This is a genomic window from Brevundimonas sp. LF-1 (assembly GCF_037055305.1).
Taxonomy (GTDB): Bacteria; Pseudomonadota; Alphaproteobacteria; order Caulobacterales; family Caulobacteraceae; genus Brevundimonas; species Brevundimonas sanguinis.
The window spans coordinates 2,483,900-2,507,396 of sequence record NZ_CP146349.1; the positions used below are offsets into that span (position 1 = coordinate 2,483,900).

General features: G+C 67.8%; 19 protein-coding genes and 4 pseudogenes. 7 read left to right on the forward strand and 16 right to left on the reverse strand.

Annotated features, from left to right (window positions below; genetic code table 11):
* Window positions 1-98: 98 nt before the first annotated feature.
* Window positions 99-1,847, forward strand: coding sequence for an acyl-CoA dehydrogenase (locus V8F63_RS13730; RefSeq protein ID WP_392353688.1), 1,749 nt, complete (start codon window positions 99-101; stop codon window positions 1,845-1,847).
* 7 nt (window positions 1,848-1,854) lie between these two features.
* On the opposite strand, the gene V8F63_RS13735 is transcribed toward V8F63_RS13730, so the two are convergent.
* Window positions 1,855-2,739 carry an SDR family NAD(P)-dependent oxidoreductase gene (locus V8F63_RS13735; RefSeq protein WP_303683074.1) on the reverse strand — a complete coding sequence of 295 codons (885 nt, stop codon included), beginning with the start codon at window positions 2,737-2,739 and terminating at the stop codon, window positions 1,855-1,857.
* Window positions 2,740-3,008: 269 nt separating this feature from the next.
* Here V8F63_RS13735 and V8F63_RS13740 point away from each other — a divergent pair, with 269 nt between their 5' ends.
* Window positions 3,009-3,218 carry a DUF2945 domain-containing protein gene (locus tag V8F63_RS13740; protein WP_392353690.1) on the forward strand — a complete coding sequence of 70 codons (210 nt, stop codon included), beginning with the start codon at window positions 3,009-3,011 and terminating at the stop codon, window positions 3,216-3,218.
* Window positions 3,219-3,228: 10 nt separating this feature from the next.
* On the opposite strand, the gene V8F63_RS13745 is transcribed toward V8F63_RS13740, so the two are convergent.
* From V8F63_RS13745 to tpiA, 4 genes and pseudogenes are all read right to left on the reverse strand, one after another.
* Complete coding sequence (locus V8F63_RS13745) at window positions 3,229-3,357, reverse strand: hypothetical protein (protein WP_268750902.1); 129 nt, start codon at window positions 3,355-3,357, stop codon at window positions 3,229-3,231.
* A 70-nt stretch (window positions 3,358-3,427) separates the two neighbouring features.
* Window positions 3,428-5,078 (reverse strand): annotated as a pseudogene (locus tag V8F63_RS13750) (CTP synthase).
* A gap of 124 nt (window positions 5,079-5,202) precedes the next feature.
* Window positions 5,203-5,616: a preprotein translocase subunit SecG gene (secG, locus tag V8F63_RS13755; RefSeq protein WP_392353693.1), complete on the reverse strand. Its 414-nt coding sequence runs from the start codon at window positions 5,614-5,616 to the stop codon at window positions 5,203-5,205.
* A 74-nt stretch (window positions 5,617-5,690) separates the two neighbouring features.
* Window positions 5,691-6,439 (reverse strand): annotated as a pseudogene (gene tpiA, locus V8F63_RS13760) (triose-phosphate isomerase).
* 130 nt (window positions 6,440-6,569) lie between these two features.
* On the opposite strand from tpiA, the gene V8F63_RS13765 reads away from it, so the two are divergent.
* Both V8F63_RS13765 and trpE read left to right on the forward strand, forming a co-directional pair.
* The gene (locus V8F63_RS13765) at window positions 6,570-8,495 is read left to right on the forward strand and encodes a peptidylprolyl isomerase (protein ID WP_312445385.1); all 1,926 of its coding nucleotides are present in this window, start codon (window positions 6,570-6,572) and stop codon (window positions 8,493-8,495) included.
* A pseudogene (trpE, locus tag V8F63_RS13770) lies at window positions 8,495-10,011 on the forward strand (anthranilate synthase component I). The gene V8F63_RS13765 and the pseudogene trpE overlap by 1 nt, the downstream one beginning before the upstream one ends.
* On the opposite strand, the gene V8F63_RS13775 reads toward trpE, so the two are convergent.
* Entirely contained in the window at window positions 10,008-10,196 is a 189-nt protein-coding gene (locus V8F63_RS13775; RefSeq protein ID WP_134581078.1) for a hypothetical protein, read from the reverse strand. The pseudogene trpE and the gene V8F63_RS13775 overlap by 4 nt on opposite strands.
* Before the next feature lie 124 nt (window positions 10,197-10,320).
* On the opposite strand from V8F63_RS13775, the gene V8F63_RS13780 reads away from it, so the two are divergent.
* The 3 genes from V8F63_RS13780 to trpC are packed head-to-tail and all read left to right on the forward strand — an operon-like array spanning window position 10,321 to window position 12,766.
* Window positions 10,321-10,929 carry an aminodeoxychorismate/anthranilate synthase component II gene (locus V8F63_RS13780; RefSeq protein WP_392353694.1) on the forward strand — a complete coding sequence of 203 codons (609 nt, stop codon included), beginning with the start codon at window positions 10,321-10,323 and terminating at the stop codon, window positions 10,927-10,929.
* Entirely contained in the window at window positions 10,926-11,963 is a 1,038-nt protein-coding gene (gene trpD / locus V8F63_RS13785) for an anthranilate phosphoribosyltransferase (protein WP_392353696.1), read from the forward strand. The genes V8F63_RS13780 and trpD overlap by 4 nt, the downstream gene beginning before the upstream one ends.
* Window positions 11,963-12,766 carry an indole-3-glycerol phosphate synthase TrpC gene (trpC, locus tag V8F63_RS13790; RefSeq protein ID WP_392353698.1) on the forward strand — a complete coding sequence of 268 codons (804 nt, stop codon included), beginning with the start codon at window positions 11,963-11,965 and terminating at the stop codon, window positions 12,764-12,766. Before trpD ends, trpC begins: the two co-directional genes overlap by 1 nt.
* A gap of 157 nt (window positions 12,767-12,923) precedes the next feature.
* Here trpC and lpxB read toward each other — a convergent pair whose 3' ends face one another.
* The 10 genes and pseudogenes from lpxB to V8F63_RS13840 all read right to left on the reverse strand — a co-directional run bounded on the left by lpxB (window position 12,924) and on the right by V8F63_RS13840 (window position 23,497).
* A complete protein-coding gene (gene lpxB / locus V8F63_RS13795; protein ID WP_392353700.1) occupies window positions 12,924-14,090 on the reverse strand; it encodes a lipid-A-disaccharide synthase in 1,167 nt (388 codons plus the stop codon).
* Window positions 14,087-14,925, reverse strand: a pseudogene (gene lpxI, locus V8F63_RS13800) (UDP-2,3-diacylglucosamine diphosphatase LpxI). The gene lpxB and the pseudogene lpxI overlap by 4 nt, the downstream one beginning before the upstream one ends.
* Window positions 14,922-15,710: an acyl-ACP--UDP-N-acetylglucosamine O-acyltransferase gene (gene lpxA, locus V8F63_RS13805; protein ID WP_392353701.1), complete on the reverse strand. Its 789-nt coding sequence runs from the start codon at window positions 15,708-15,710 to the stop codon at window positions 14,922-14,924. Before lpxA ends, lpxI begins: the two are co-directional and overlap by 4 nt.
* Window positions 15,707-16,171 (reverse strand): 3-hydroxyacyl-ACP dehydratase FabZ, encoded by a 465-nt coding sequence (gene fabZ / locus V8F63_RS13810; protein WP_121483203.1) that lies wholly within the window; start codon window positions 16,169-16,171, stop codon window positions 15,707-15,709. The genes lpxA and fabZ overlap by 4 nt, the downstream gene beginning before the upstream one ends.
* Complete coding sequence (gene lpxD / locus V8F63_RS13815; RefSeq protein ID WP_392353704.1) at window positions 16,168-17,187, reverse strand: UDP-3-O-(3-hydroxymyristoyl)glucosamine N-acyltransferase; 1,020 nt, start codon at window positions 17,185-17,187, stop codon at window positions 16,168-16,170. Before lpxD ends, fabZ begins: the two co-directional genes overlap by 4 nt.
* Before the next feature lie 8 nt (window positions 17,188-17,195).
* A complete protein-coding gene (locus V8F63_RS13820; protein WP_303683061.1) occupies window positions 17,196-17,780 on the reverse strand; it encodes an OmpH family outer membrane protein in 585 nt (194 codons plus the stop codon).
* Window positions 17,781-17,814: 34 nt separating this feature from the next.
* The gene (gene bamA, locus V8F63_RS13825) at window positions 17,815-20,193 is read right to left on the reverse strand and encodes an outer membrane protein assembly factor BamA (protein ID WP_029972539.1); all 2,379 of its coding nucleotides are present in this window, start codon (window positions 20,191-20,193) and stop codon (window positions 17,815-17,817) included.
* Between the two features lie 52 nt (window positions 20,194-20,245).
* Complete coding sequence (locus tag V8F63_RS13830) at window positions 20,246-21,463, reverse strand: RIP metalloprotease (protein WP_253121376.1); 1,218 nt, start codon at window positions 21,461-21,463, stop codon at window positions 20,246-20,248.
* 22 nt (window positions 21,464-21,485) lie between these two features.
* Window positions 21,486-22,682, reverse strand: coding sequence for a 1-deoxy-D-xylulose-5-phosphate reductoisomerase (gene dxr / locus V8F63_RS13835; protein ID WP_253121375.1), 1,197 nt, complete (start codon window positions 22,680-22,682; stop codon window positions 21,486-21,488).
* The gene (locus tag V8F63_RS13840) at window positions 22,679-23,497 is read right to left on the reverse strand and encodes a phosphatidate cytidylyltransferase (RefSeq protein ID WP_392353707.1); all 819 of its coding nucleotides are present in this window, start codon (window positions 23,495-23,497) and stop codon (window positions 22,679-22,681) included. Before V8F63_RS13840 ends, dxr begins: the two co-directional genes overlap by 4 nt.

A 23,497-nucleotide genomic window follows, 5' to 3' on the forward strand; every position in this document is an offset into this window, starting at 1 on the left:
AACAATCCAACCATCGGCTATCAGGCATCGATCAAGCCGCCAACGCGGGGATTAGTCGTGCCGGACCGCCACGACCGTCGCCCCGGAGCCCTGACCGCATGACCCATCCGCTGATCGTCCGTCGCGACCTGGATTTCATGCTGAATGACTGGCTGAAGATGGAGAAGCTGTTCCAGGCGCCGGCCTTCGCCGATCACAGTCGCGAAAGCATCGACGCGGTGCTGGACCTGTCCGAATCGCTGGCTGTCGATCTGTTCCTGCCTCACTACAAGGCGGCTGATGCGGCCGAGCCTCGGCTGGAGGATGGGCGGGTGATCACCCTGCCTGCGATCAAAACCGCTCTGAAGCAGTATGCCGAACTCGGCCTGTTCTCGGCCGGGTTCAGCGAGCAGTTGGGCGGGCTGGGCCTGCCCTATCTCGCCTGTTCGGCGTCGTTCGCCTTCTTCGGCGCGGCCAATATCGCCACGGCGGCCTATGCGATGCTGACGACGGCCAATGCGCGCCTGATCGCCGAGTTCGGCACGCCGGCTCAGGTCGAGGCCTTCGCCCTGCCCCAGATCGCGGGCCGGTGGTTCGGCACCATGTGCCTGTCGGAGCCTCAGGCCGGCTCGAACCTGGCGGACGTGCGCACCCGGGCCGTGGCCGACGGCGAGGACGAACTGGGCGCCCGCTATCGCCTGTCGGGCAACAAGATGTGGATCTCGGGCGGCGACCAGGACATCAGCGACAACATCGTCCATCTGGTGCTCGCCAAGATCCCGCTGGACGACGGCGCCCTGCCGGACGGCACCAAGGGCCTGTCGCTCTTCATCGTGCCCAAGGTGCTTCCGGACGGTCAGCGCAACGACATCAGCGTGGCGGGCCTCAATCACAAGATGGGCTATCGCGGCACGGCCAACTGCCTGCTCAACTTCGGCGAGGGTGAAGGCGCGATCGGCTGGCGCATCGGCGAGCCGGGACGCGGCCTGCAACAGATGTTCCTAATGATGAACGAGGCGCGCATCGGCGTGGGGCTGGGCGCCGCCGCCTTGGGCTATCGCGGCTATCGCCATGCGCTTGCCTATGCGCAGGAGCGGCTGCAGGGCCAGCGGCCGGGCCACGCCGGTTCGGTCGCCATCATCGAACACCCCGACGTTCGCCATATGCTGCTGACGCAGAAAGCCTATGCCGAAGGCGCGCTGGCCCTGTGCCTGTATTGCGCCAAACTGGTCGATCAGCACGACGATCCGGACGCCGCCGCCCTGCTGGGCCTGCTGACCCCGGTGGCCAAGACCTGGCCGTCGGAATACGGCCTCGCCGCCAACGACATCGCCATCCAGATTCACGGCGGATACGGCTACACGCGGGACTTCGACGTGGAGCAGCTCTATCGCGACAACCGGCTGAACCCGATCCACGAAGGCACGACCGGCATTCAGGGGCTCGACCTGCTGGGCCGCAAGATCCTGCGCGCCGACGGCGCCGGGCTTGCGGTGCTGGAACGCCGCCTGGGCGAGACCTGTGACCAGGCCGCACAGAACGCCGATCTGGCCGCCGCCGCCGACGCCCTGCGCGCCGCCTGGCAGGATATCCTGCGCGCTTTGCGGGCGATCCAGAACCTGCCCGAAGCGATCCGCATGGACAATGCGACCGCCTTCCTGCGCGCGTTCGGCCATGTCGTCATGGCCTGGCTGTGGCTGGATCAGGCCAGGGCGGCCAGCCAGGCGCCCGCCGACGCCTTCCACGCAGGCAAGCTGACCGCCTGCCTCTACTTCTTCGAGTTCGAGCTTCCCAAGGTCGGCCCGTGGCTGGCCGCCGCCATATCAGCCAGCGACCTGACCGGCGCCATGAGCAACGACAGCTTCTAGGCCCGCTTCACGCCGTCACCGGGCCTTCCACGCCCGCCGAGGCCATTTCCTGGGCCGCCTGCTGGAAGCCGAAGGAGGGGACCGTCTCGCCGGTGCGGTCAGCCGCCTCGGCCCAACGCGCGATCAGCTGTTCGCCGGCGTCCTCGGCCCCGCCGATGCGCACGCCCTGCGTCAGGGTGATGTTGGCCGTGGCGAAGTGGCCGGCGCCGGCGCACAGGATGGCGCGCGTCGGAGCGTCCTCGCTGACCAGGGCCAGCAAGCCGGGGCTGACCAGCGCCGGGTCCAGCGCCTTCAGCACCTCTTCGGACAGGATGCCCGCCGTCATCTGCGTCGCCGCCGTCGGGGCGAGGGCGTTGACCTTGATGTCGTATTTGGCGCCCTCGATAGCCAGGGTCTGCATCAGCCCGACCTGGGCCAGCTTGGCCGCGCCGTAGTTGGCCTGGCCGAAGTTGCCGTACAGGCCCGACGACGAGGTGGTCATGACGATGCGGCCGTAGGTCTGGGCGCGCATGATCTCCCACACCGCCTTGGAGCAGATGGCGGCGCCCATCAGGTGCACGTCCACCACCAGTCGGAAGTCGTCCATCGTCATCTTGGCGAAGCTCTTGTCGCGCAGGATGCCGGCGTTGTTGACCAGGATGTCGATGCGGCCCCACGCCTGCATCGCCGCATCGACCATCGCCTGGACCGCGTCCACGTCGGTCACCGACCCCGCCGCCGCCATCGCCTGGCCGCCCGCCCCGACGATCTCATCGACCACGCCCTGCGCCGCCGCCTCGGCCAGATCATTGACCACGACCCGCGCGCCCTGCGAGGCCAGATACAGCGCGTGACAGCGGCCCAGACCCCCGCCCGAACCCGTTACGATCGCCACCCGATCCTTCAGCAACATCCCTGCAAACTCCTGTCTGGAAACTAATAGAAACTCATCACCGTGCGCCGTACTCAGCGCGCAGCCTCAGCTGGTCTGTCGCTTTAGGGCAGACCCCGCGCCCAGAAGCTCCCGCCATCGTGACCTCTATCCGCCGCAACCCACATGGCGTTGACGGGTTCACTGAGCATGACTGGATTTGGTGGATATCTGCTTTCGGCGCTCGACGACATGTTCAAGATGATCATCGGACAACGGCGTCTTCTATGACCTCTGGAGGCAGGGAGATAATGGCGGATTTCTCAATCGGCGATCATGTCAGCTGGAATTCAGAAGCCGGCCGAGTGAGCGGTAAAATCATCCGCATCCATCGCCAGGACTTTGATTACAAAGGGCACAGACGACGTGCATCACACGACACGCCCCAATACGAAATCGCCAGCGACAAGACAGACCATGCCGCAGCCCACAAAGGCGACGCCCTAACCAGGCTCTCCTGATCGCCGCTTCCTAGATCCCGCCGATCAGACGCAACATCGTGCGCGCCATCGCAAAAGCCAGCACCACGCCCAGCGTGACGCTGATCGCGAACACCGCACGAAAGTGGCGATGCAGGAAGTAGAGAATGTTTCCGGCCATGGGCGTCGTTCCAGATCGTTAACGACAGGTTGACACGAAAACCGGATAACACCGCTACAATCGTCTGTGATCAGACCAGCCGGCTCTGCACCAGGGCCGCCGCGATGAAGCTGGCGAACAGCGGGTGCGGGGCGAAGGGGCGGCTGCGATACTCGGGGTGGTACTGCACGCCGATGAACCAGGGTGATCCCGACGCTCGACCGTTTCAGGCAGGACGCCGTCGGGCGACATGCCGGCGAAGAACAGACCGCCCTTCTCCTCCACCGCCTCGCGGTAGTTGATGTTCACCTCATAACGGTGACGGTGGCGCTCATTGATATCGGTCTGGCCGTAGATCTCGGCGATCTTGGAGCCCGGCGCCAGGGTCGAAGCGTAAGCGCCCAGGCGCATGGTGCCGCCCAGGTCCCCGCCCTGCTCGCGCTTGACGCGCTCATTGCCCTGAACCCACTCGGTCATCAGGCCGACGACGGGTTCGTCCGCGGGGCCGAACTCAGTCGAGGTCGCCTTGGGGAAGCCCGCCAGGTTCCGCGCCGCCTCGATCACCGCCATCTGCATGCCGAAGCAGATGCCGAAATAGGAATCTTGCGCTCGCGAGCATAGCGCGCCGCCTCGATCTTGCCCTCCGCGCCGCGCTCCCCGAAGCCGCCCGGCACCAAAATGGCGTGGGCGCCTTCCAGACGTTCGGCGCAGGCCTGCGGATCGCCCTCGAAGGTATCGGCTTCGATCCAGTCGATATTGACCTTGGCGTTGTTGGCGACGCCGCCGTGCTGCAGCGCCTCGATCAGCGACTTATAGGCGTCCTTCAGGACAGTGTATTTGCCGACCACGGCGATGGTGACTTCGCCGTCCGGGTGCAGACGGCGACGCACGATCTCGTTCCAGCCAGACAGTTCGGGCGCCGGGGCGTCGTCCATGCCGAAGTGGGCCAGCACCTGGGTGTCCAGACCCTCGCGGTGATAGTCCAGCGGCACGGCGTAGATGTCGGCCGAGTCCATCGCCTGAATGACGCTGTCGGGACGAACGTTGCAGAACTGGGCGATCTTGCGCTTTTCATCGGCCGGAATCGGCGCCTCGCAGCGGCACAGCAGGATGTCGGGCTGGATGCCGATGGAGCGGAGCTCCTTGACCGAGTGCTGCGTCGGCTTGGTCTTCATCTCGCCGGCGGTCTTGATGAAGGGCAGCAGGGTCAGGTGGACGAAGCACGACTGGCCGCGCGGCAGGTCCTGCTCCAGCTGACGGATGGCTTCGAAGAAGGGCAGACCCTCGATGTCGCCGACCGTGCCGCCGATTTCGACCAGAACGAAGTCCACATCCTCGCCCGCGTCGGTCTTGGCCGGGTTGAGGCAGAACTGCTTGATCTGGTCGGTGACGTGCGGAATCACCTGGACGGTCGCGCCCAGATAATCGCCGCGACGCTCTTTCTCGATGATCGTCTGATAGATGCGGCCGGTCGTGATGTTGTCCGACTTGGCCGCCGAGACGCCGGTGAAGCGCTCATAGTGGCCCAGGTCGAGGTCCGTCTCGGCGCCGTCGTCGGTCACGAAGACCTCGCCGTGCTGATAAGGGCTCATCGTGCCCGGATCGACGTTGAGATAAGGGTCCAGCTTACGCAGGCGGACCTTGTAGCCGCGCGCCTGCAGAAGAGCGCCGAGAGCGGCGGAAGCGAGGCCTTTTCCAAGAGAGGAAACCACGCCGCCGGTGATGAACACATAGCGAGCCATGGGCGGACACCTTACTCCATGATTCGTCCTGAGCGGAGAGCGGCTCTGAACAAATCCAACTGTTGATCAAAGAAGAAAGCGCGCCTCGCGGCGCGCTTCCCCAAACTCGATGGCGGCGACGCCTTTACTGGGCGGGCGCGCCCTGGCCGGCGGGCAGGCTGGCTTCCAGATCGTCGAGCGACGGGGCGGCCGGAGCGGCCGGGGTCGCCGGAGCGGCTTCGGGCGCCGGGGCCGTCTGCTCAGGTTGATCCAGGGCGATGGAGCCGACGGCGTCGGCGTCGATCACCGACTGCGACCCGCGCGCATAGTTGCCTGCGATCGTCAGGCCGATGGCGCAGACGAAGAAGGCCACGGCCAAAATCGACGTCACCCGGGTCAGAAGGTTGCCCGCGCCACGCGCCGTCATGAAGCCCGACGGCCCGCCGCCCATGCCCAGGGCGCCGCCCTCGGAACGTTGCAGCAGGATCACGGCCGAAAGAGAGACCGAGATGATGATCATCGCGACGAGCAGAATGGTCTGGAGCATGGCGTCATTCATGTGGGCGCAGAAACGCGCCGATCAAGCGGCGGCCTCTAACACCGTTGAGGGTTTCGAGCAAACGGTCCGCGCGCTCAGGCCGCCCGGATGATGCCCAGGAAGTCTTCGGCCTTCAGCGAGGCGCCGCCGACCAGGGCGCCGCCGACCTCGGCCACGGCCAGGATCTCCTTGGCGTTCGACGGCTTGACCGAGCCGCCGTACAGGATCGGCGCGGCGCGGCCGCCCTCCCCAGCTTGGCGATCATGGCGGCGCGGACGGCGGCGTGGACCTCTTCGATCTGCTCCAGCGTCGGCGTCAGGCCGGTGCCGATGGCCCAGACCGGCTCATAGGCGACTGCAAAAGCCTTGCCCGCCAGCGAGGCCGGCAGCGAACCGGCGACCTGACGGCTGACGACCTCGACCGCCTGCCCGGCTTCGCGCTCCTGAAGCGTCTCGCCGATGCAGATGATGGGCTCCAGACCAGCGGCCAGGGCGGCCTCGACCTTGGCGGCGACATCGGCGTCCGTCTCGCCGAACCCGGCGCGACGTTCCGAGTGGCCGAGAATCACCAGACCGGCGCCCGCCTCGCGAACCATCTCGGCCGAGACCGAACCGGTGTAGGCGCCCGACGCCTCGGCGTGGCAGTCCTGCCCGCCGATCTCGACGACGCTGCCCTTCAGCGCCTGCGCCATCCGGTCGATCAGGGTGGCCGGCGGGCACAAGGCCACGCGGCAGGCCGCAGCCTGCTCATTCAGCGCCTTTGCAAGAGTTTCAGCCTCGGCCAGGCTCGCGCCCAGACCGTTCATTTTCCAGTTGCCGGCGACCAGCTTCACAGATTGTGTCATGCGGCTTGTCTAGTGGCGAGCGCGACAGAAGCCAAGATGTCGTCAGGCCTCACTTGCGGCGGCGGCCCCGCACCCCCTATACGCGACCCTTGGCGCCCCTTTGACGCCGGCCCTCGTCAGGTTCTTTTCGATGATCACGTACTTCCGAAACTTCGCCAAGTCGAAATGGGCCGCAGGCCTGTTCGCCCTGATCATCCTCAGCTTCCTGGTGGTCGGCGCCCAATCCGACATCTTCGCCAACCTGGGGCCGCGTCACATCATCAGCGCCGGCGACCGCAGCGTGGATTCGGGGCAGTTCCGCGCCGACTTCGAGCGCGTGCGCGCCAATCTTCAGGAACAGGCCGGCCGTCCCGTCAGCTATGACGACATGGTCAAGGAGAACCTGCACCAGCAGTATCTCGACAGCCAGACCCAGCGACTGGGCTTCCTGGACTGGGCCTATAAGGCCGGCATCCGTCCGGGCAAGGAACTGATCCTGGCCCAGATCCGCAAGATTCCCGCCTTCTTCAACCAGATCACGGGCCAGTTCGACAAAGACCTGTACGCCCAGGCCCTGGCCCAGCAGAACCTGACGTCCGAAATGCTGGAAGACGACCTGCGCGACCAGTATGTCACCGCCCACGTCGGCTCCGCCGTCTTCGCTGGCCTGCAGGCGCCGCGCGTCTACGCCGCCCTGCTGGCGGGCCAGGCGCTGGAAACGCGCGACGGCCGCTGGTTCTCGGTCACTCAAGCCATGGCGGGCCGCGCCGGCGCGCCGACCGACGCCCAGCTGACCGCCTTCATGAAGGAAAACGAGGCGCGCCTGCGCAGCCCCGAGTTTCGCATGATCTCGCTGGTCCTGTTCTCGCCGGGCCCGAACGACGCCCGCCCGGCGATCACCGAAGAGCAAATCAAGGAGCGTTATGAGTTCCGCAAGGCCGCCCTGGCCGAACCGGAGAAGCGCACCTTCGTGACCCTGACGGTCCCGACCAAGGAAGCCGCCGACAAGATCGCCGCCGACCTGCGCGCCGGCAAGGCTCCGGCCGAGGTGGCCAAGGCCAACAACATTCAACTGGGCGACTACAAGGCCACGCCGCAGGCCGCCGTGGGCGACCCCGCCGTCGGCGCCGCCGTCTTCGCCCTGGCCGCCGATCAGGTGTCGGCGCCCATCCAGGGCCGTCTGGGCTTTACGGTCGCCAAGGTCGCCGCGATCCAGGCTGGCCAGGCCGTGTCGCTGGAGAGCGCCCGCGCCGCCGTGGTTCAGGAGCTTCAGGCCGAAGCGGTGAAGGCCGCGACCTACGCCAAGGTCGAACAGTTCGAGAAGGCGCGTCAGGAAGGCAAGAACCTGGCCGACGCCGCGACCGCCGCCAAGGCCCGCGTCATCCAGCTGCCGCCCTTCACCGAACAGGGCCAACTGCCGGACGGCCAGCCGATGAACGCCCCGCGTCAAGTTCTGGAAAGCGCCTACGCCCTGTCCAAGGGCGGCGAAAGCGACGTCATCGACGCCGGTGACGGCCAGTATTTCGCAGTCCGTCTGGACGAGATCCGCCCGTCGGCCCTGCCGACGCTGGACGAAGTGCGCGCGCCTCTGGGCCAGCAATGGACGATGCGTGAGAACGCCCGCCTGCTGTCGGCCAAGGCTGAAGAGCTGGCCGGTCGCATCCGCGCCGGTGAAGACATCGCCAAGGTCGCCGCCGACGCCGGCGCCCAGTTGACGGTCCGCACCGCCGTCCAGCAAAGCCGCGAGTCGCAGGCTCAGGTCGGCGACGGCGTGCTGCGCGGTCTGTTCGGTCAGTCCAAGGGCCAGGTGTTCTCGGGTCAGCAGGCCCAGGACAGCTTCGTCGTCGGCCGTGTCGACGCCATCCACGCCGCTGATCCGGCGCAGGCGGCGCCGCTGGCTGAACAAGCCCGGGCGCGCCTGACCGAGGAACTGGCCAACACGATGGCTGACCGCACCATCGCCGCCGCCGCCGCACGCACCAAGTCGCGCAATGACCCGGCCCTGGCCCTTCAGGCCCTGGGCGTCGAAGCCCCCGCCGCTCCGGCGGCGGCCCCGGCCGCTCCCGCCAAGAAGTAATGCTGCAAGACCGCGACGCCTTCATCGCCGGCCTGACGGCGGGCCGCCCCCAGGTTCTGGTCCGCCGTCTGGTCGATGATCTTGAAACACCCGTCTCGGCCTTCCTGAAGGTCGGGCACGGGCGGCGCTACGCCAGCCTGTTCGAGTCCGTCGAAGGCGGCGCCGTCAACGGCCGCTATTCCTTCGTCACCCTGTCGCCCGACGTGGTCTGGCGCTGTCGGGACGGCAAGGCCGAGATCGCGCGCGGCGCCGACGTCCTGACGGAAACCTTCACGCCGGAAGACCGGCCCGCGCTGGACTCCCTGCGCGCCCTGATCGCGGCGACGAAGTTCGAGCTGCCCGCTGACCTGCCCCCCATGGCCGCCGGTCTGTTCGGCGTGTTCGGCTATGACATGGTGCGCCTGCTGGAGCCGCTGGGCCCGGCCAACCCGGACCCGCTGGATCTGTCCGACGCGGTCATGGCGCGCCCGGCGCTGGTCGCCATCTTCGATTCGGTGAAGCACGAGATCGTCCTGATCGCCGCCGCCTATCCCGACACGGTGACGGACCCGGCTCAGGCCTACGCCGCCGCCGAGGCCCGGCTGGAGGATTTCGAGGACCGCCTGCGCGGCCCCCTGCCGATCCAGCGCGAGGTCGAGCCCGTTGCGGCGCCCGACTTCCACTCCCCGTCGATGAGGCCGCCTTCGGCCGCATGGTGGCGCGGGCCAAGGACTACATCGCCGCGGGCGACATCTTCCAGGTCGTGCTGGCGCACCGTTTCTCGGCGCCCTGGAGCCAGGACCCGTTCGCCTTCTACCGGTCGCTGCGTCGCGGCAACCCGTCGCCCTATCTGTTCTTCCTCGACTATGTGGATTTCCAGCTGGCAGGCTCCAGCCCGGAAATCCTGGTCCGACTGAAAGACGGGCGGGTCACCATCCGTCCGCTGGCGGGCACGCGTCCGCGCGGCGCCACGCCCGAACTGGATCAAGCCCTGGAGGCCGAACTGCTGGCCGACCCCAAGGAGCGGGCCGAGCACCTGATGCTGCTGGACCTGGGCCGCAACGACGTGGGCCGCGTTTCCTCGCCCGGCTCGGTCGAGGTCACGGAAAGCTTCGTGGTCGAGCGCTACAGCCAGGTCATGCACATCGTCTCCAACGTGATCGGCGCCGCCGATCCGAAGCTGGACGCGGTGGACACCCTTCTGGCCGCCCTGCCCGCCGGCACCCTATCGGGCGCGCCCAAGGTGCGGGCCATGGAGGTCATCGACGAGCTTGAAAGCGAAAAGCGCGGCGTCGGTTACGGCGGCGGCGTCGGCTACATCTCGACCAATGGCGAGGCGGACATCTGCATCGTCCTGCGCACCGCAATGTTCGCCAAGGGCCAGATCTTCGTTCAGGCCGGCGCGGGCGTTGTCGCCGACAGCGATCCGGCCGCCGAATATGCTGAAACGCTGGCGAAAGCCCGCGCGCCGATGAAGGCGGCCGAGGACGCGTGGCGATTCACCGCGACCACGCGCGGCCAGGGTTCTGACGGCTAAGGATTGGAAACCGTGGCAGCCTGGTCAAACGATACGCCGGGGCCCACGACCATGGTTCCGGCCAACAGAACCGCCGTCGTCGCGGCGAAGGCGGCCGCCGCCAGCAGGCGCAGCGGCTTGGGTGGCTCGCTCGGCGCCTCGTTCAACAGGGCGCGGGCGTCACGGATGCATTCTACAGGGGTCAAGACGGATTTCTTCCGATGGCGATGCTCCTGTATCGCCCGGACAGCTTAACGTCCGCTTTCAATCGGCCCGTTTGCCTTCCATGCTTGGGCCGCCCTGCCTCCCCGTCTTCAAGAAGCCTTCGCCATGATCCTCGTCGTCGATAACTACGACAGCTTCACCTATAACCTCGTCCACTACCTCGCAGAGCTGGGCGCCCAGACGCATGTCGTCCGCAACGACGACCTGACGGTCGAAGAGGCATGGGCCCTGCAGCCCGAGGCCGTCCTGCTGTCGCCCGGTCCCTGCGCCCCCGATCAGGCGGGCATCTGCCTGTCGCTGATCGAGACCGCCGCCGAGACCATGCCCATCCTCGGCGTCTGCCTGGGCCATCAGTCGATCGGCCAGGCCTTTGGCGGCGAGGTGGTGCGCGCCAAGACCCTGATGCACGGCAAGACCTCGCCCATCCTGCATGAAGGACGCGGCGTCTTCGGCGGCCTGCCCTCGCCCTTCACGGCGACGCGCTACCACTCCCTGGCCGTGCGACGCGAGACCCTGCCCGACGCGCTGGAGGTCACCGCCTGGACCGAGGACGGCGAGATCATGGGCCTGTCGCACCGCACGCGCCCCATCCACGGCGTCCAGTTCCACCCGGAATCCATCGCCACCGAACACGGCCACGAGATGATCGCCAACTTCCTGGACCTGGCGGGCGTCAAGCGCCATTCCAGCCTGAAGAATCTGGCGAGCGTGTGATGGACACCATAAAGCCCCTGCTGGCCAAGCTGGTCGACGGCCAGGTTCTGACCCTGGACGAGGCCAAGGCCTTCTTCGCCGCCTGCCTGCGCGGCGAACCGACCCCGTCCCAGGTCACCGCCGCCGTCACCGCCCTGCGCATCCGCGGCGAGACGGTGGACGAGATCGTCGCCTTCGCCAGCGCCATGCGCGAGGCCGCCCTGTCGCTGAACCACCCGTTCGATCAGGTGATCGACACCTGCGGCACCGGCGGCGACGGCCAGCACACCTACAATGTCTCGACGGCGGCCGCCTTCGTGCTGGCGGGCGCGGGCCTGAAGGTCGCCAAGCACGGTAACCGCGCCGTCAGCTCCAAGTCCGGCTCGTCCGACGTTCTGGCCGCCCTGGGCGTCAATCTGGACGCCACGCCCGCCCAGCAGGCGCGGGCGCTGGACCGGGCCGGCGTCGCCTTCCTGTTCGCACCGACCTATCATGGCGCCATGCGTCACGTCGGGCCGGTGCGCGGCGAGATCGGCTTCCGCACCGTGTTCAACCTCCTGGGTCCGCTGTGCAATCCGGCAGGCGCCACGCATCAGGTCATGGGCGTCTATGACCCCGCCCTGCTGGAGCCGCTGGCCGAGGTTCTGGGCCGCCTGGGCGCCAAGCGAGCCTGGACCGTCAACGGCCAGGGTCTGGACGAGCTGACCACCACGGGTCCGACCGAGGTGGCGGAATGGAAGGACGGCGCCGTGCGCCGCTTCACCGTCACGCCCGCCGACGCCGGACTGCCGCTGGCCACGCTGGACGACCTGCGCGGCGGCGACGCCGAGCATAACGCGGCGGCCCTGACCGCCCTGCTGGCAGGCGAGCGCGGCCCCTATCGCGACATCGTCCTACTGAACGCCGCCGCCGCCCTGGTCGTGGCCGGGCGGGCCGAAGACCTGAAATCCGGCGCCGAACTGGCCGCCGCCGTCATCGATGACGGCCGCGCCGCCGCCGCCCTGGCTGAACTGGTGCGCGTCTCCCACGCGCCGATCGAAGACGAGGACGCCTGATGAGCGACGTTCTGGACCGCATCGCCGCCTACAAGCGCGAGGATGTCGCCGCCCGCAAGGCCGCCGTTTCGCAGGACGCCGTTGAGGCCCGCGCCCGTGAAGCCTCGGCGCCACGCGGCTTCCGCGCCGCCCTGGCCCGCCGGTTCGCCGAAACCGGCCGCCCGGCCCTGATCGCCGAGATCAAGAAGGCCAGCCCGTCCAAGGGGTTGATCCGCGCCGACTTCGACCCGCCCGTCCTGGCGCAGGCCTATGAGCGCGGCGGCGCCGCCTGCCTGTCCGTGCTGACCGATGGGCCGAGCTTCCAGGGCGACGACGCCTATCTGACCGCCGCGCGCGCGGCGGTGGCCCTGCCCTGCCTGCGCAAGGACTTTCTGGTCGATCCGTGGCAGGTGGCCGAGAGCCGGGCGCTGGGCGCCGACTGCATCCTGATCATCATGGACATGGTGGACGACGCCCTGGCCGCCGAGTTGCTGGCCGAGGCGACCCGCTGGGGCATGGACGCCCTGATCGAGACCCACGACGCGGATGAGATGGCGCGCGCCGCCCAACTGGTCGAGGGCCGCGACGACGCCTTGATCGGCGTCAACAACCGCTCGCTGCGGACCTTCGAGGTCGATCTGGCGACGACGGAGCAACTGGCGGCGATGAGCCCGGCCGGCGCGCTGCTGGTCGCCGAAAGCGGACTGTTCACACCGCAGGACGTAGCGCGCGTCACCAAGGCCGGCGCCCGCGCCCTGCTGGTTGGCGAAAGCCTGATGCGTCAGGCCGACGTGGAAACCGCGACTCGAGCCTTGCTGGCCTAAGTCCTCAAAAACCGCTCATCCCGGCGGACGCCGGGACCCAGTGCTTTGGCCACAGTCACAGGCCTAGCCACGGTGACGCCCGCACAATCGGCCAGGAACCGCGCGCGTGGTTCTTACTGGATCCCGGCCTCCGCCGGGATGAGCGGGGAGTAAGGGATCAGCCCGCCTTCGTCGCGATCACCCGCAGCACGGCATCGGCCGCCAGTTCCGACGGGTCCGGCCCGCCGCGTCCCATCAGGTTCAGCGCCTCGGTCTGACGACGCGCCTGATCGGCCGCCGCCTCGGGATCGGTCAGCAACCGCCCGACCGCCTTGGCCAGGGCCTGCGGCGTCGCCTCATGCTGGATGAACTCCGGCGCGATGGCCTCATCGGCGGCGATGTTGAATAGGGTGATGTGTTTGGCCGTCACCAGCCGTTTCATCAGAGCGTAGCTCAGCCCGTCGATCTTGTAGGCGATGACCATGGGCGCGCCCGCCAGGGCTAGTTCGGTCGAGACCGTGCCGCTGGTGGCCAGGGCGGCGTTCGCAGCCTTCATCGCGTCGTACTTGTCGGCTTCCTGCACGACATGGGCGCGGAACGGCCAGGCGGCGACGCAGCCCGCCACATCGGCGGCGACAGTGCCCGCCGCGACGACGGCGACCTCCAACCCCGGGATCTCGGCCTTCAGACGCTTAGCCGCGTCTTCATAGACGGGCGTCATGCGCGTGATCTCGCTGGGTCGGCTGCCCGGCAGGACCAGCAGCAGCGGCGCATCCGCCGCAATGCCCCGCGCCGCGCGGAAACGGGCGCCGTCGGCACCCGCCATATCGACGTGCAGCGCCTGCGAGCCGACAACGGTCGTCGGCAAGCCCGCCTTCTCGAACCAGGGCGCGTCGAGCGCATAGAGGGCCAGCAGGTGATCCACCGCCCCGGCCAGCGTCTTGGCCCGGCCCGGTCGCGAGGCCCACACCTGCGGCCCGACGTATTTGATCAGCGGCGTCTTCGGCGAGGCGGCGCGGATCGCCTGGGCCACGCGGATGGTGAAGCCCCAGCTATCGATCAGCACCACGGCGTCGGGCTTTTCAGCCGCCGCCAGGGCCGCCGTCTCGGCCACGCGCTTCTTGACCCGGCCATAAGCCTTCAGCCCTTCGATCCAGCCCAGGATCGACAGTTCGGCGATATCGAAGGGGCTGACGACGCCCTCGGCCGCCATCTTGGGGCCGCCCACGCCGACGAAGACCACGTGGTCGCCCAGCCGCGTCTTCAGCGCCCGCGCCAGCCCGGCGCCCAGAGCGTCGCCGGAAGCCTCGGCCGCCACGAGCATCACTTTCAGAGGACGGCTCATCGCTCAACGCCCCAGACGAACAGGCCCAGACGATCGGCCGCTTCGACCAAGCCCTCATGGTCGATGACGATCAGCCGTCCCTCAAACCCGCCGATCCCCGCCAGGCCCGCGGCGGCGGCCAGTTCGACCGTGGTCGGCCCGATCACCGGCATGTCGACGCGGAGATCCTGGATCGGCTTGGGCGCCTTGCCCAACGCGCCCCGCGCGAAACCCGGCGAGCCGCGCAGGTCGGCGGGCAGATGCGCCACGCGCCGCAGCATCTCGTCCGTGCCTTCCTGCGCCTCGACCGCCAGCACCAGGCCGTCGCAGACGACCGCGCCCTGACCGATGTCCAGTTCGCCTGATTTTTCAGCGACGTGCAGCGCCTTCTTCAGGTCCTGAAGCTGCTCCGCCGTCGGCCCCACACGGCCCAAAGCGCCCGCCGTCAGCATCTCGCCGCCTAGGAGGTCGTCCGCGCCCTCGACGGCGAAGCCTTCATCCTCGAACACCGACAGAATCTTGCGCAGCAGGGCGTCGTCGCCCTTGGACGCCGCCGCGATGATGCCGGGCAGCAGGGACGCCCCTTAAGATCAGGCTTTAAGGTCTTGAAATCCGGCCGGTTGACATAGCCCGCCAGACAGACGGCCCGGCACCCCTCGGCGCGCATGGCCTTCAGGATCTTGCCGATCTCGGCCATGCCGAAGTCCTGCCCCGGCCAGCGGTGCAGGTGGGCGTCGGCGAAGCCCTTCAGGCGGATGATGAAGACCTCGCGCCCCTCCGCCTCGCAGCGCTGGGCGACGCGGATGGGCAGATCGCCAGAACCCGCGATCAGGGCCAGCTTGGGCGCGGTCGTCATTCCGCGCCCGGCAGGCACAGCGGGCGTTTGCCGCCGTCACGGATGAAGGCGACGATCTCCATGATCTCGGGCAGGTCGGCATAGGCCTGCTCGACCCGATCCAACCGCTCGGCGAAGACGCCGTCGCCCTCGAACAGATCACGATAGGCGGCCAGCAGGCGGCGCACCGCGTCCTTGCCGTAGCCCTTGCGCTTCAGCCCGATCAGATTGAGGCCGTGCAGGCTGGCGTGGTTGCCCCAGGCCGAGCCGTAGGGAATGACGTCGCGCGTCACGGCGGCCAGACCGCCGACGATGGCGCCCTGCCCGACCCGGCCGTTCTGGTGCACGGCGCACAGGCCGCCCAGGAAGACCTTGTCGCCGATCTGGGCGTGGCCGCCCAGGGTGGCGTTGTTGGCCATCACCACGTTGTCGCCGACCACGCAGTCGTGGCCGACGTGGGCGCCGGTCATGAACAGGTTGTTCGATCCGACGCGCGTCACGCCCGTTCCTTGAGGCGTGCCACGGTTGAAGGTGCAGTGCTCACGGATCAGGTTGTTCTCGCCGATCTCCAGCCGCACCGGCTCGCCCTTGTAGCCGCCGTGCTGCGGATCGCCGCCGATGACAGCGAAGGGGTGGATGGTCGTGTTCGCGCCGACGCTCACATCCTGCTGGATCACGACGTGGCTGACCAGACGCACGCCCGAGGCCAGGGTCACGCCCGGCCCGACCGTGCACCACGGGCCGATCTCGACCCCGTCCGCCAGGGTCGCCGAGGCGTCCACCACGGCGGTCGGGTGGATGGTCACTGGGCAGGCTCCGCCACGGTCACGACCATGGCCATGAACTCGGCCTCGGCGGCCAGCTTGCCGTCGATGAAGGTCTCGCCGCGGAACTTGTATGCGTCGCCGCGCGCCTTGATCACCTTGACCTCCATGCGCAGCTGGTCGCCCGGACGCGCGGGCTTGCGGAAGCGCACGCCGTCGATCGACATGAACATGATGACCTTGTCCGCCACGGCCACGTCCAGCGACTTGGACATCAGCAGGGCGCCCGTCTGGGCCATGGCCTCGACGATCAGGACGCCGGGCATGACCGGATCGATCGGGAAGTGGCCGGGGAAGAAGGGCTCGTTGTGGGTGACGTTCTTGATGCCGACGATGGAGGTCGCCGCCACGAAGTCCTCAGCCTTATCGACCAGCAGGAAGGGATAGCGGTGCGGCAGGCGACGCATCACCTCGGCGTAGTCGATCTTGTTGTCTTCGCTCATGCTTTCGATTCCTTCGCGCCCTTCTTCTGGGACGCCTGTTTGGACAGCCATACCGTCTCGCGCAAGAACTGGCGAAGCGGCTTGGCGGGATAGCCGGACCAGATCTCGCCCGGCGGAACATCGGCCAGGACGCCGCCGCCGGCCGCGACGCGGGCGCCTTCGCCGATGGTGATGTGGTCGCCCACGCCCGCCCTGCCGCCGAAGATGCAGTTGTCGCCGCTGGTGACTGACCCCGAGATGCCGGTGTGGGCCGCCATCAGGTTATTGCGGCCGATGACGCAGTTGTGGCCGATCATGACCAGATTATCGATCTTGGTGTTCTCGCCGATGACGGTGTCGTCATAGGCGCCCCTGTCGATGCAGGAGTTGGCCCCGACCGTCACCCCGTCCTGCAGGATCACTCGCCCCAGTTGGGGAATGTCGACAGGCCCGGCCTTCGACCCGGCGGCGCCGAAGCCCGCCTCGCCGATGCGCGCGCCCGCAAGCAGCTTTACCCGGTCGCCCAACAGGGCGAAGCCGACGGTGACGCCGGGGCTGATCAGGCAGTCGCGACCGATCTGCACGCCCGGCCCGATCACGGTGTTGGCGCCGATGCGGCTTCCCCGGCCGATGCGGACGCCCTCGCCCAGGATCACGCCCGGTTCGATCACCACAGTGTCGTCCTCGGCGGCCTCGGCGGCGCTGATGGCGCGATCCAGACGGACCGGCCGATGCAGCAGGGCCGAGGCCCGCGCCCAAGCGGCCTGAGCCTCGCCCGACACGATGACAGCAGCGTCAGCGGGCGCCGCCTCCACGCCCGACGACGGCACGATCACGCAACCGGCCCTCGTCTCGGCCAGAGCAGCGGCGAACTTGCGGTCGCCTAAAAACGCAATCGCGCCCCGGTCCGCACTGGACAGGGGCGCAACGGCCGAGATGGCGACATCGCCGCCCCGGACCACCTCCCCGCCGATATGCTCGGCGAGGGCGGCGACCGTCAGGGGCGACAGGGTCTGAAAGAACCTCGGATCGGGCATGGCCCGTCTTACGACTGCGGCTGGGCCGGAACCGGCATGCGGTTGAAGCTCAGCGTCGGCAGCTGGGCGTTCAGGCGCTGGATCACAGTGTCGGTCACGTCCATGGCCGGGTTCATGATGAAGACGCTCTCACGGTCGAGCATGATGCCGCAGCCCTTCTCCTGATAGACGGCGACCAGCAGGGGCTCGATGGCCTCCGAAATCTTGCGGCGCTGTTCAGCCAGGGTGTAGCGCAGTTCATTCTCGCGCGTGGCTTCCAGTTGCTGGGCTTCCTGGATGCGCTGCTGCAGCTGCTGGCGGCGCTGGTTCATCTGGTCGGCCGGGATGGTCGCGGCACCTTGCTGCAGGGCCTGGGCTTCGGACTGAATGGTGGTGGCGTAGGGCTGAATCTCGCCCTGAACTTCCTGGGCCAGCTGTTCCATGCGGGTCTGCACGGCCTGGCCGACGGTCGACTGGGCCAGGACGCGTTGGTTGAAGTAGACGCAGACGCCGGGGATGGCCGGGCCGGGATTGGCCGGGCCCTGCGACTGGGCCAGGGCGGCCGAGGCGGTCAGCGAAGCAAGGGCGAAGGCGCCGATGGCGATGAGTTTCATAATCTAAGCCTTAGTGACGGCGGTCAGACCGCAGTTAGAATTGGGTGGAGGTCGAGAAGCGGAACGTCTCGGTCTTGTCGTAGTCTTCGCGGTTCAAGACCTTGGACAGGTCGAAACGGATCGGCCCCATCGGCGAACGCCAGTGGATGCTGACGCCGGCCGCTGCGCGCAAGGCGAGATCGTCGACGATGTTGGGGTTACGCAGACCCGTCGAGGGATCGATCAGATAGCGATCGTCCAGCTTGCCGATCGTGCCGAAGTCCGCGAACAGCGAGGTCTTGATGCCGTATTCATCGGGCAGCATGTTCGGCACGGTCAGCTCGACCGTACCGATGGCGTAGAAGTTGCCGCCCAGGGCGTCGGTCGTGGTCAGGTCGCGCGCGCCCATGCCGGCCGTCTCGAAGCCGCGGAAGGTGTTTCCGCCCTTGAAGAAGCGGTCGTTGATCCGGATCGGATCGCCGTTCCAACCGCTGACGTAGCCGGTCTGGCCTTGGAAGCTGACCACCCAGTTTGGACGGATGCCATAGTACCAGGAGGCGTCCGCCTCGGTCCTGATGTAGTTCACGTCGCCGCCGATGCCGGCGAAATCCTGACGCAGGGAGGCGGTCCAGCCGCGCGTCGGGCGCACGGGATCGTTCAACCGGTTCACCAGCAGGGTGTAGCCCGCCGAGGAGTTCAGGTACGAGCCCGCCTGATCGCACAGGGCCGACGAGCCGGCGCCGACGCCGCCGCAATAGCCGTACGGGATGATGACCTCGTCATCCTTCAGGAAGTAGCGGGCGCTGAAGCTGGCGTAACCGTTCAGCGGATAGGTGATGCGCACCCCGCCGCCCGTCGAACGGTAGTCATAGGACGAATATTTGCTGAGGTCGTAGCGGGTGTGGAACAGGTCGAAGCCCGCGCGCACGTCGCGACCCAGGAATTTGGGCTCGGTGAAGCGGAAGTCGATCTGCTGGCGCAGCGAACCCCATTCGGCGCGGGCCACGACGTTCTGGCCGCGACCCCGGAAGTTGCGCTCAGTGATGCCCAGATTCAGCACGAAGGAGTCGACCGAGCTGAAGCCCGCGCCGACCGACAGTTCGCCGGTGGGCTGTTCTTCCACGGTGACGTTGACGACGGAACGGTCCGGCGCGCTGCCGCGCGTCTCTTCGATCTTGACGTCCTTGAAGAAGCCCAGGGCGCGCAGGTTATTGCGCGACCGCTCGACCAGCGAGCGGTTGAAGGCGTCGCCCTCGCCCACCATCAGCTCGCGGCGGATGACGCTGTCCAGGGTGCGGGTGTTGCCGACCACATTGATGCGGTCGATGTAGACACGCTGGCCTTCGCGGACATTGAAGGTGACGTTGACGGTGTCCGTCTCGGGGTCCGCGCGATAGGTCGGATTGATTTCGACGAAGGCGTAACCGGCCGAACCGGCGGCGAAGGTCAAGGTATCGACCGCCGCCTGGATGCGATCGCTCTCGTACAGGTCGCCCTTACGGATCGGCAGCAGCAACTGCAGGAAGTCGGCGTTCAGCCGGTCATTCTCCGTGACGACCTTGATCTCGCCGAAGTTGTAGCGATCCCCTTCATCCACCGTGACGGTGACGCCGAAGGCGCTGTTGTCAGGCTTCAGCTCAGCCACGGACGACAGGATGCGGAAGTCGTAATAGCCGCGGTTCGTATAGAATTTACGCAGCTGTTCCCGGTCGTAATCCAGCCGGTTCGGATCGTAGTTGTCGTTGGAGCTGAACAGCCGCCACCACTTGGAGGTCTTCGTCACCATGACCCCAGCCAGGTCGCTGTCCGAGAACGCCCGATTGCCCAGGAATGTGATGGCGGCGATGCCCGTCTCAGGCCCCTCGTCGATCTCGAACACGACGTCGACCCGGTTCTGGTCCAGCTGGACCAGCTTGGGCGTCACCGTCGCCGAGATGCGGCCCGACAGGCGGTACAGTTCGACGATCTTGCCGACGTCTTCCTGCACCCGCGCTCGGGTGTAGATGCCGCGTGGTTTGATGGTGACCTCGTCGCGCAGCTTCTTCTCGGCCAGCGCCTTGTTACCCTCGAACGTCACCTGGTTGATGATCGGGTTCTCGGCGATCTCGACGATCAGGTCGCCGTTCGCCTGCAGGCCCAGCTGGACGTCGGCGAACAGCCCCGTGCGCGACAGGGTCCGCACCGCCACGTCGATGGTCACGGCGTCGATGGTGTCCCCCGGCTGAATCGGCAGGTAGGACAGGACCGTCGTCTGGTCGATCCGTTCGTTGCCGCGCACCACGATGCGGTTGACCACGGCGCGATCAGCCTGAGGCGGCGCTTCCTGAACCACGACGTTGGGCGTCTGTTGCGCCAGCGCGGGGCTCGCGAGGCCGGCGGCGAAGGTCAGGGCCAGGGCGCTGACCCCGATAATGCGGCCACGGGTCTGGGTCATGAGGCGACTGTCGTTTTGATTCATGCGGATACCATCGGGGGCTGGCGTCGGCTCACGAGACGAGCCCGCCGAGGAATTTGAAGAGATTGAGCTTCTGCAGATCGTTCCAGGTCGCGAACAACATCAAACCCGCCAGCAAAGCAAGACCGACCCGATATCCCGCCTCCTGAACCCTGGCCGCCATCGGACGGCGCGCCACGGCTTCGTAAGCGTAGAACAGCAGGTGCCCCCCATCCAGAACGGGAATGGGCATCAGATTTAAAAAGCCGATTCCGACCGAAAGTATGGCCGCGAAGCTCGTCAGCGTCAGCAACAGATTGCGGACGATGGCCCAGGGCTCGGGATTGGCCGCCACGGCGGCGTTGGTCAGGGCGCCGGAAGCCTTGGCGATGCCCAGCGGCCCGCTGAACTGATCACCCGACTCGCGGCCGGTGAAGATACGGCCGATATAGGTCAGGGTCGTGTTCAGGATAGCGCCCGTCTCGCGCACGCCCTGCCCCACGGCCGCGATCGGGCCGTAGCGGACGTGACGGATCTCGTCGCGGGTCGAGCCCAGGGCCAGGCCGATGCGGCCCACGCTGACCCGGCCGGCGATGCGATCGGTCTCGACGCGGCGCTCTGGCGTGGCCGTCAGTTCCACGGCGCGGTCGCCACGCTCGACGGTGAAGCGCACCGGATCGCCGCTGCTCAGGGCCACGACGCGCGTCACCTCGCCGCCGTCCGAGATCAGCTTGCCGTTGACGTGGGTGATCAGGTCGCCCTGCTGGAAGCCAGCGGCGGCGGCGGGCGATCCCGCCTGCACCTGCATCACCCGCGCCGGACGAAGCTCGACGCCGACCAGGCTGAACAGCAGGGTGAAGATGAAAATGGCCAGGACGAAGTTGGCGAACGGACCGCCCGCCACGACCAGGGCGCGCTGCCACAGCGGCTTGAAATACAGATAGTCGCGCTCAGCGCCCGGCCCGTGGGCCGCGACAAGCTGCTTGCGCATCGCCTCCAACCCGGCCCGGTCGGGCACGCCGGTCGCATCCAGATCGCCGGAAAACTTGACGTAACCGCCCAGCGGCAGCCAGCCGACGCGCCATTCGACGCCGTGTTTGTCAGTGCGTTTGAAGAGGGCGCGGCCAAACCCGATGGCGAAGCGGTCCATCTTCACGCCAAAGGCGCGCGCGGTCAGGAAGTGCCCGAGTTCGTGCACCGTCACGACCAGCGTCAGGACGAGCAGAAACGGCACGACATAGGTCAGAATCTGGCTGATCGCGCCTAACATGCCGCTCGTCTCTCCTGCGCCCTCAGGCAGCCATGTTCAGCGACGCGATGACGTCGCTCGCAATCCGCCGCGCCTGCGCATCGACGGCCAGAGCCGCATCGCAGGCATCGTCCGAACCGCAAGACACGCCCGCGCTGGTCGCCTTCTCAAGGGTGTCGGCGACGACTGCGGCAATATTGAGAAAGCCCAGCCGTCGGTCAAGAAACGCCAGAGCCGCCACTTCATTAGCTGCATTGAAGACGATCGGCGCCGCGCCGCCCGCCGCCAGGGCTTCGCGCGCCAGCCTCAGGGCCGGAAAGCGCGCCTCATCCGGCGCCTCGAAGGTCAGTCGTCCCAGCGACGCCAGGTCCAGCTTGGGCGCGGGCCAGGCCAGTCGGTCCGGCCAGGACAGAGCGCAGGCGATCGGCGTCCTCATGTCCGGCGGCCCCATCTGGGCCAGCGTCGAACCATCCACATATTCCACAAGGCTGTGGATGATCGATTCCGGGTGGACGACCACATCGATCCGTTCGCCCGGCATGTCGAACAGATAGGCGGCCTCGATCAGTTCCAGCCCCTTGTTGGCCATGGTGGCGCTGTCGACCGAAATCTTGGCGCCCATGCTCCAGTTCGGATGGGCGACCGCCTGCTCGGGCGTGATCCGCGTCATGGCCGAGCGGGGCAGAGTGCGGAACGGCCCGCCCGACGCGGTCAGCACCAGCTTGGACACCCGCTCGGGCGCCTCGAGCGGGAAGACCTGAAAGATGGCGGAGTGCTCCGAATCGACCGGGATCAGCTGGCCCCCGCTGCGCCGGACCCGCTCGATCAACGCCGGACCGCAGCAGACCAGGCTCTCCTTATTCGCCAGGGCCAGGGTCGCGCCCGTCCCCGCCGCCGCCCAGGCCGACCGCAGGCCCGCCGCGCCGACGATGGAGGCCATGATCCAGTCGGCCGGGCGCGTGGCTGCTTCCACGATGGCGTCGGGGCCGGCCGCCGTCTCGATCCCGGTTCCCGTCAGGGCTTCGCGCAGTTCATTCAGCCGCGCGGGATCGGCTGTCACGGCGATGCGCGGCCGCCAGCGGCGCGCCTGCTCGGCCAGCCGGGCGATATTGGCGCCGCCGGTCAGGGCCTCGACCTCGAACCGCGCAGAGCCCGCGCCTTGCGTCTGTTCCATAAGGTCCAGCGTCGACGAGCCGACCGACCCGGTCGAGCCCAGAATCGTGACGCGCCGCGCGATCACGCCGCCCGCTCCAACATGAGGACGATCAGCCGCCCTGCCGCGACCACGACCACGGCGAACATCAGGCCGTCGACGCGGTCCAGCAGACCTCCGTGGCCTGGAATCAGATTGCCCGCGTCCTTGACGCCGAAACGCCGCTTCAGCGCCGACTCCCACAGATCGCCGCCCATGGTGGCCAGGGCGGCGGTCAGGCCCAGCACCCCGCCCCAGACGGCCGTCAGCATCCCCATGTCCAGCCAGCCCGCCATTGCGGCGCCGGCGATCATCCCGGCGGTCAGCCCGCCGATGAAGCCGGACCAGGTCTTGTTCGGCGAAAAGCGCGGCCACAGCTTGGGGCCGCCGACGAAGCTGCCGACCAGATAGGCCAGAATGTCCGCCGACCATGCCACGGCGAAGACCAGCACGGTCCAATACAGCCCCTGCACCTCGTGCAGGTCGCGCAGCCAGATCAGCAGGACGCAGGGCCAGCCGAGATACAGCACGCCATAGGCCGTATCGAGCGCCGACTCGCCGCGCGTTCGGGCGAACAGACCCGCCGCCAGCGCTCCGAACACCATGAGCACCAGGGCCAGGGAAATCTGGCCGACGTGGGCGGCGATCACCGCCACGACCAGGGCCAGGGCCACGCCGATACCGATCGGTCGCCACAGGCTGGGCGCGCACATCCGCGCCCATTCAAACGCCAGCAGCACCGCGCCCGCCACCACGAGGGCGCAGAACCAGTCGCCGCCGGCCCAGGTCGCCAGAACCGCCGCCGGGGCCAGTACGACCGCAGAGGCGGCGCGCAGGGCGATGTCGCGAGGCTTCAGCGCCAT

Bases quoted from the DNA above. Each gene is read 5' to 3' on its own strand.
- V8F63_RS13730 (WP_392353688.1), top strand. From the start codon at position 99: ATGACCCATCCGCTGATCGTCCGTCGCGACCTGGATTTCATGCTGAAT.
- V8F63_RS13735 (WP_303683074.1), bottom strand. From the start codon at position 2,739: ATGTTGCTGAAGGATCGGGTGGCGATCGTAACGGGTTCGGGCGGGGGT.
- V8F63_RS13740 (WP_392353690.1), top strand. From the start codon at position 3,009: ATGGCGGATTTCTCAATCGGCGATCATGTCAGCTGGAATTCAGAAGCC.
- V8F63_RS13745 (WP_268750902.1), bottom strand. From the start codon at position 3,357: ATGGCCGGAAACATTCTCTACTTCCTGCATCGCCACTTTCGTGCGGTG.
- secG (WP_392353693.1), bottom strand. From the start codon at position 5,616: ATGAATGACGCCATGCTCCAGACCATTCTGCTCGTCGCGATGATCATC.
- V8F63_RS13765 (WP_312445385.1), top strand. From the start codon at position 6,570: ATGATCACGTACTTCCGAAACTTCGCCAAGTCGAAATGGGCCGCAGGC.
- V8F63_RS13780 (WP_392353694.1), top strand. From the start codon at position 10,321: ATGATCCTCGTCGTCGATAACTACGACAGCTTCACCTATAACCTCGTC.
- trpC (WP_392353698.1), top strand. From the start codon at position 11,963: ATGAGCGACGTTCTGGACCGCATCGCCGCCTACAAGCGCGAGGATGTC.
- lpxB (WP_392353700.1), bottom strand. From the start codon at position 14,090: ATGAGCCGTCCTCTGAAAGTGATGCTCGTGGCGGCCGAGGCTTCCGGC.
- fabZ (WP_121483203.1), bottom strand. From the start codon at position 16,171: ATGAGCGAAGACAACAAGATCGACTACGCCGAGGTGATGCGTCGCCTG.
- lpxD (WP_392353704.1), bottom strand. From the start codon at position 17,187: ATGCCCGATCCGAGGTTCTTTCAGACCCTGTCGCCCCTGACGGTCGCC.
- V8F63_RS13820 (WP_303683061.1), bottom strand. From the start codon at position 17,780: ATGAAACTCATCGCCATCGGCGCCTTCGCCCTTGCTTCGCTGACCGCC.
- bamA (WP_029972539.1), bottom strand. From the start codon at position 20,193: ATGACCCAGACCCGTGGCCGCATTATCGGGGTCAGCGCCCTGGCCCTG.
- V8F63_RS13830 (WP_253121376.1), bottom strand. From the start codon at position 21,463: ATGTTAGGCGCGATCAGCCAGATTCTGACCTATGTCGTGCCGTTTCTG.
- V8F63_RS13840 (WP_392353707.1), bottom strand. From the start codon at position 23,497: ATGGCGCTGAAGCCTCGCGACATCGCCCTGCGCGCCGCCTCTGCGGTC.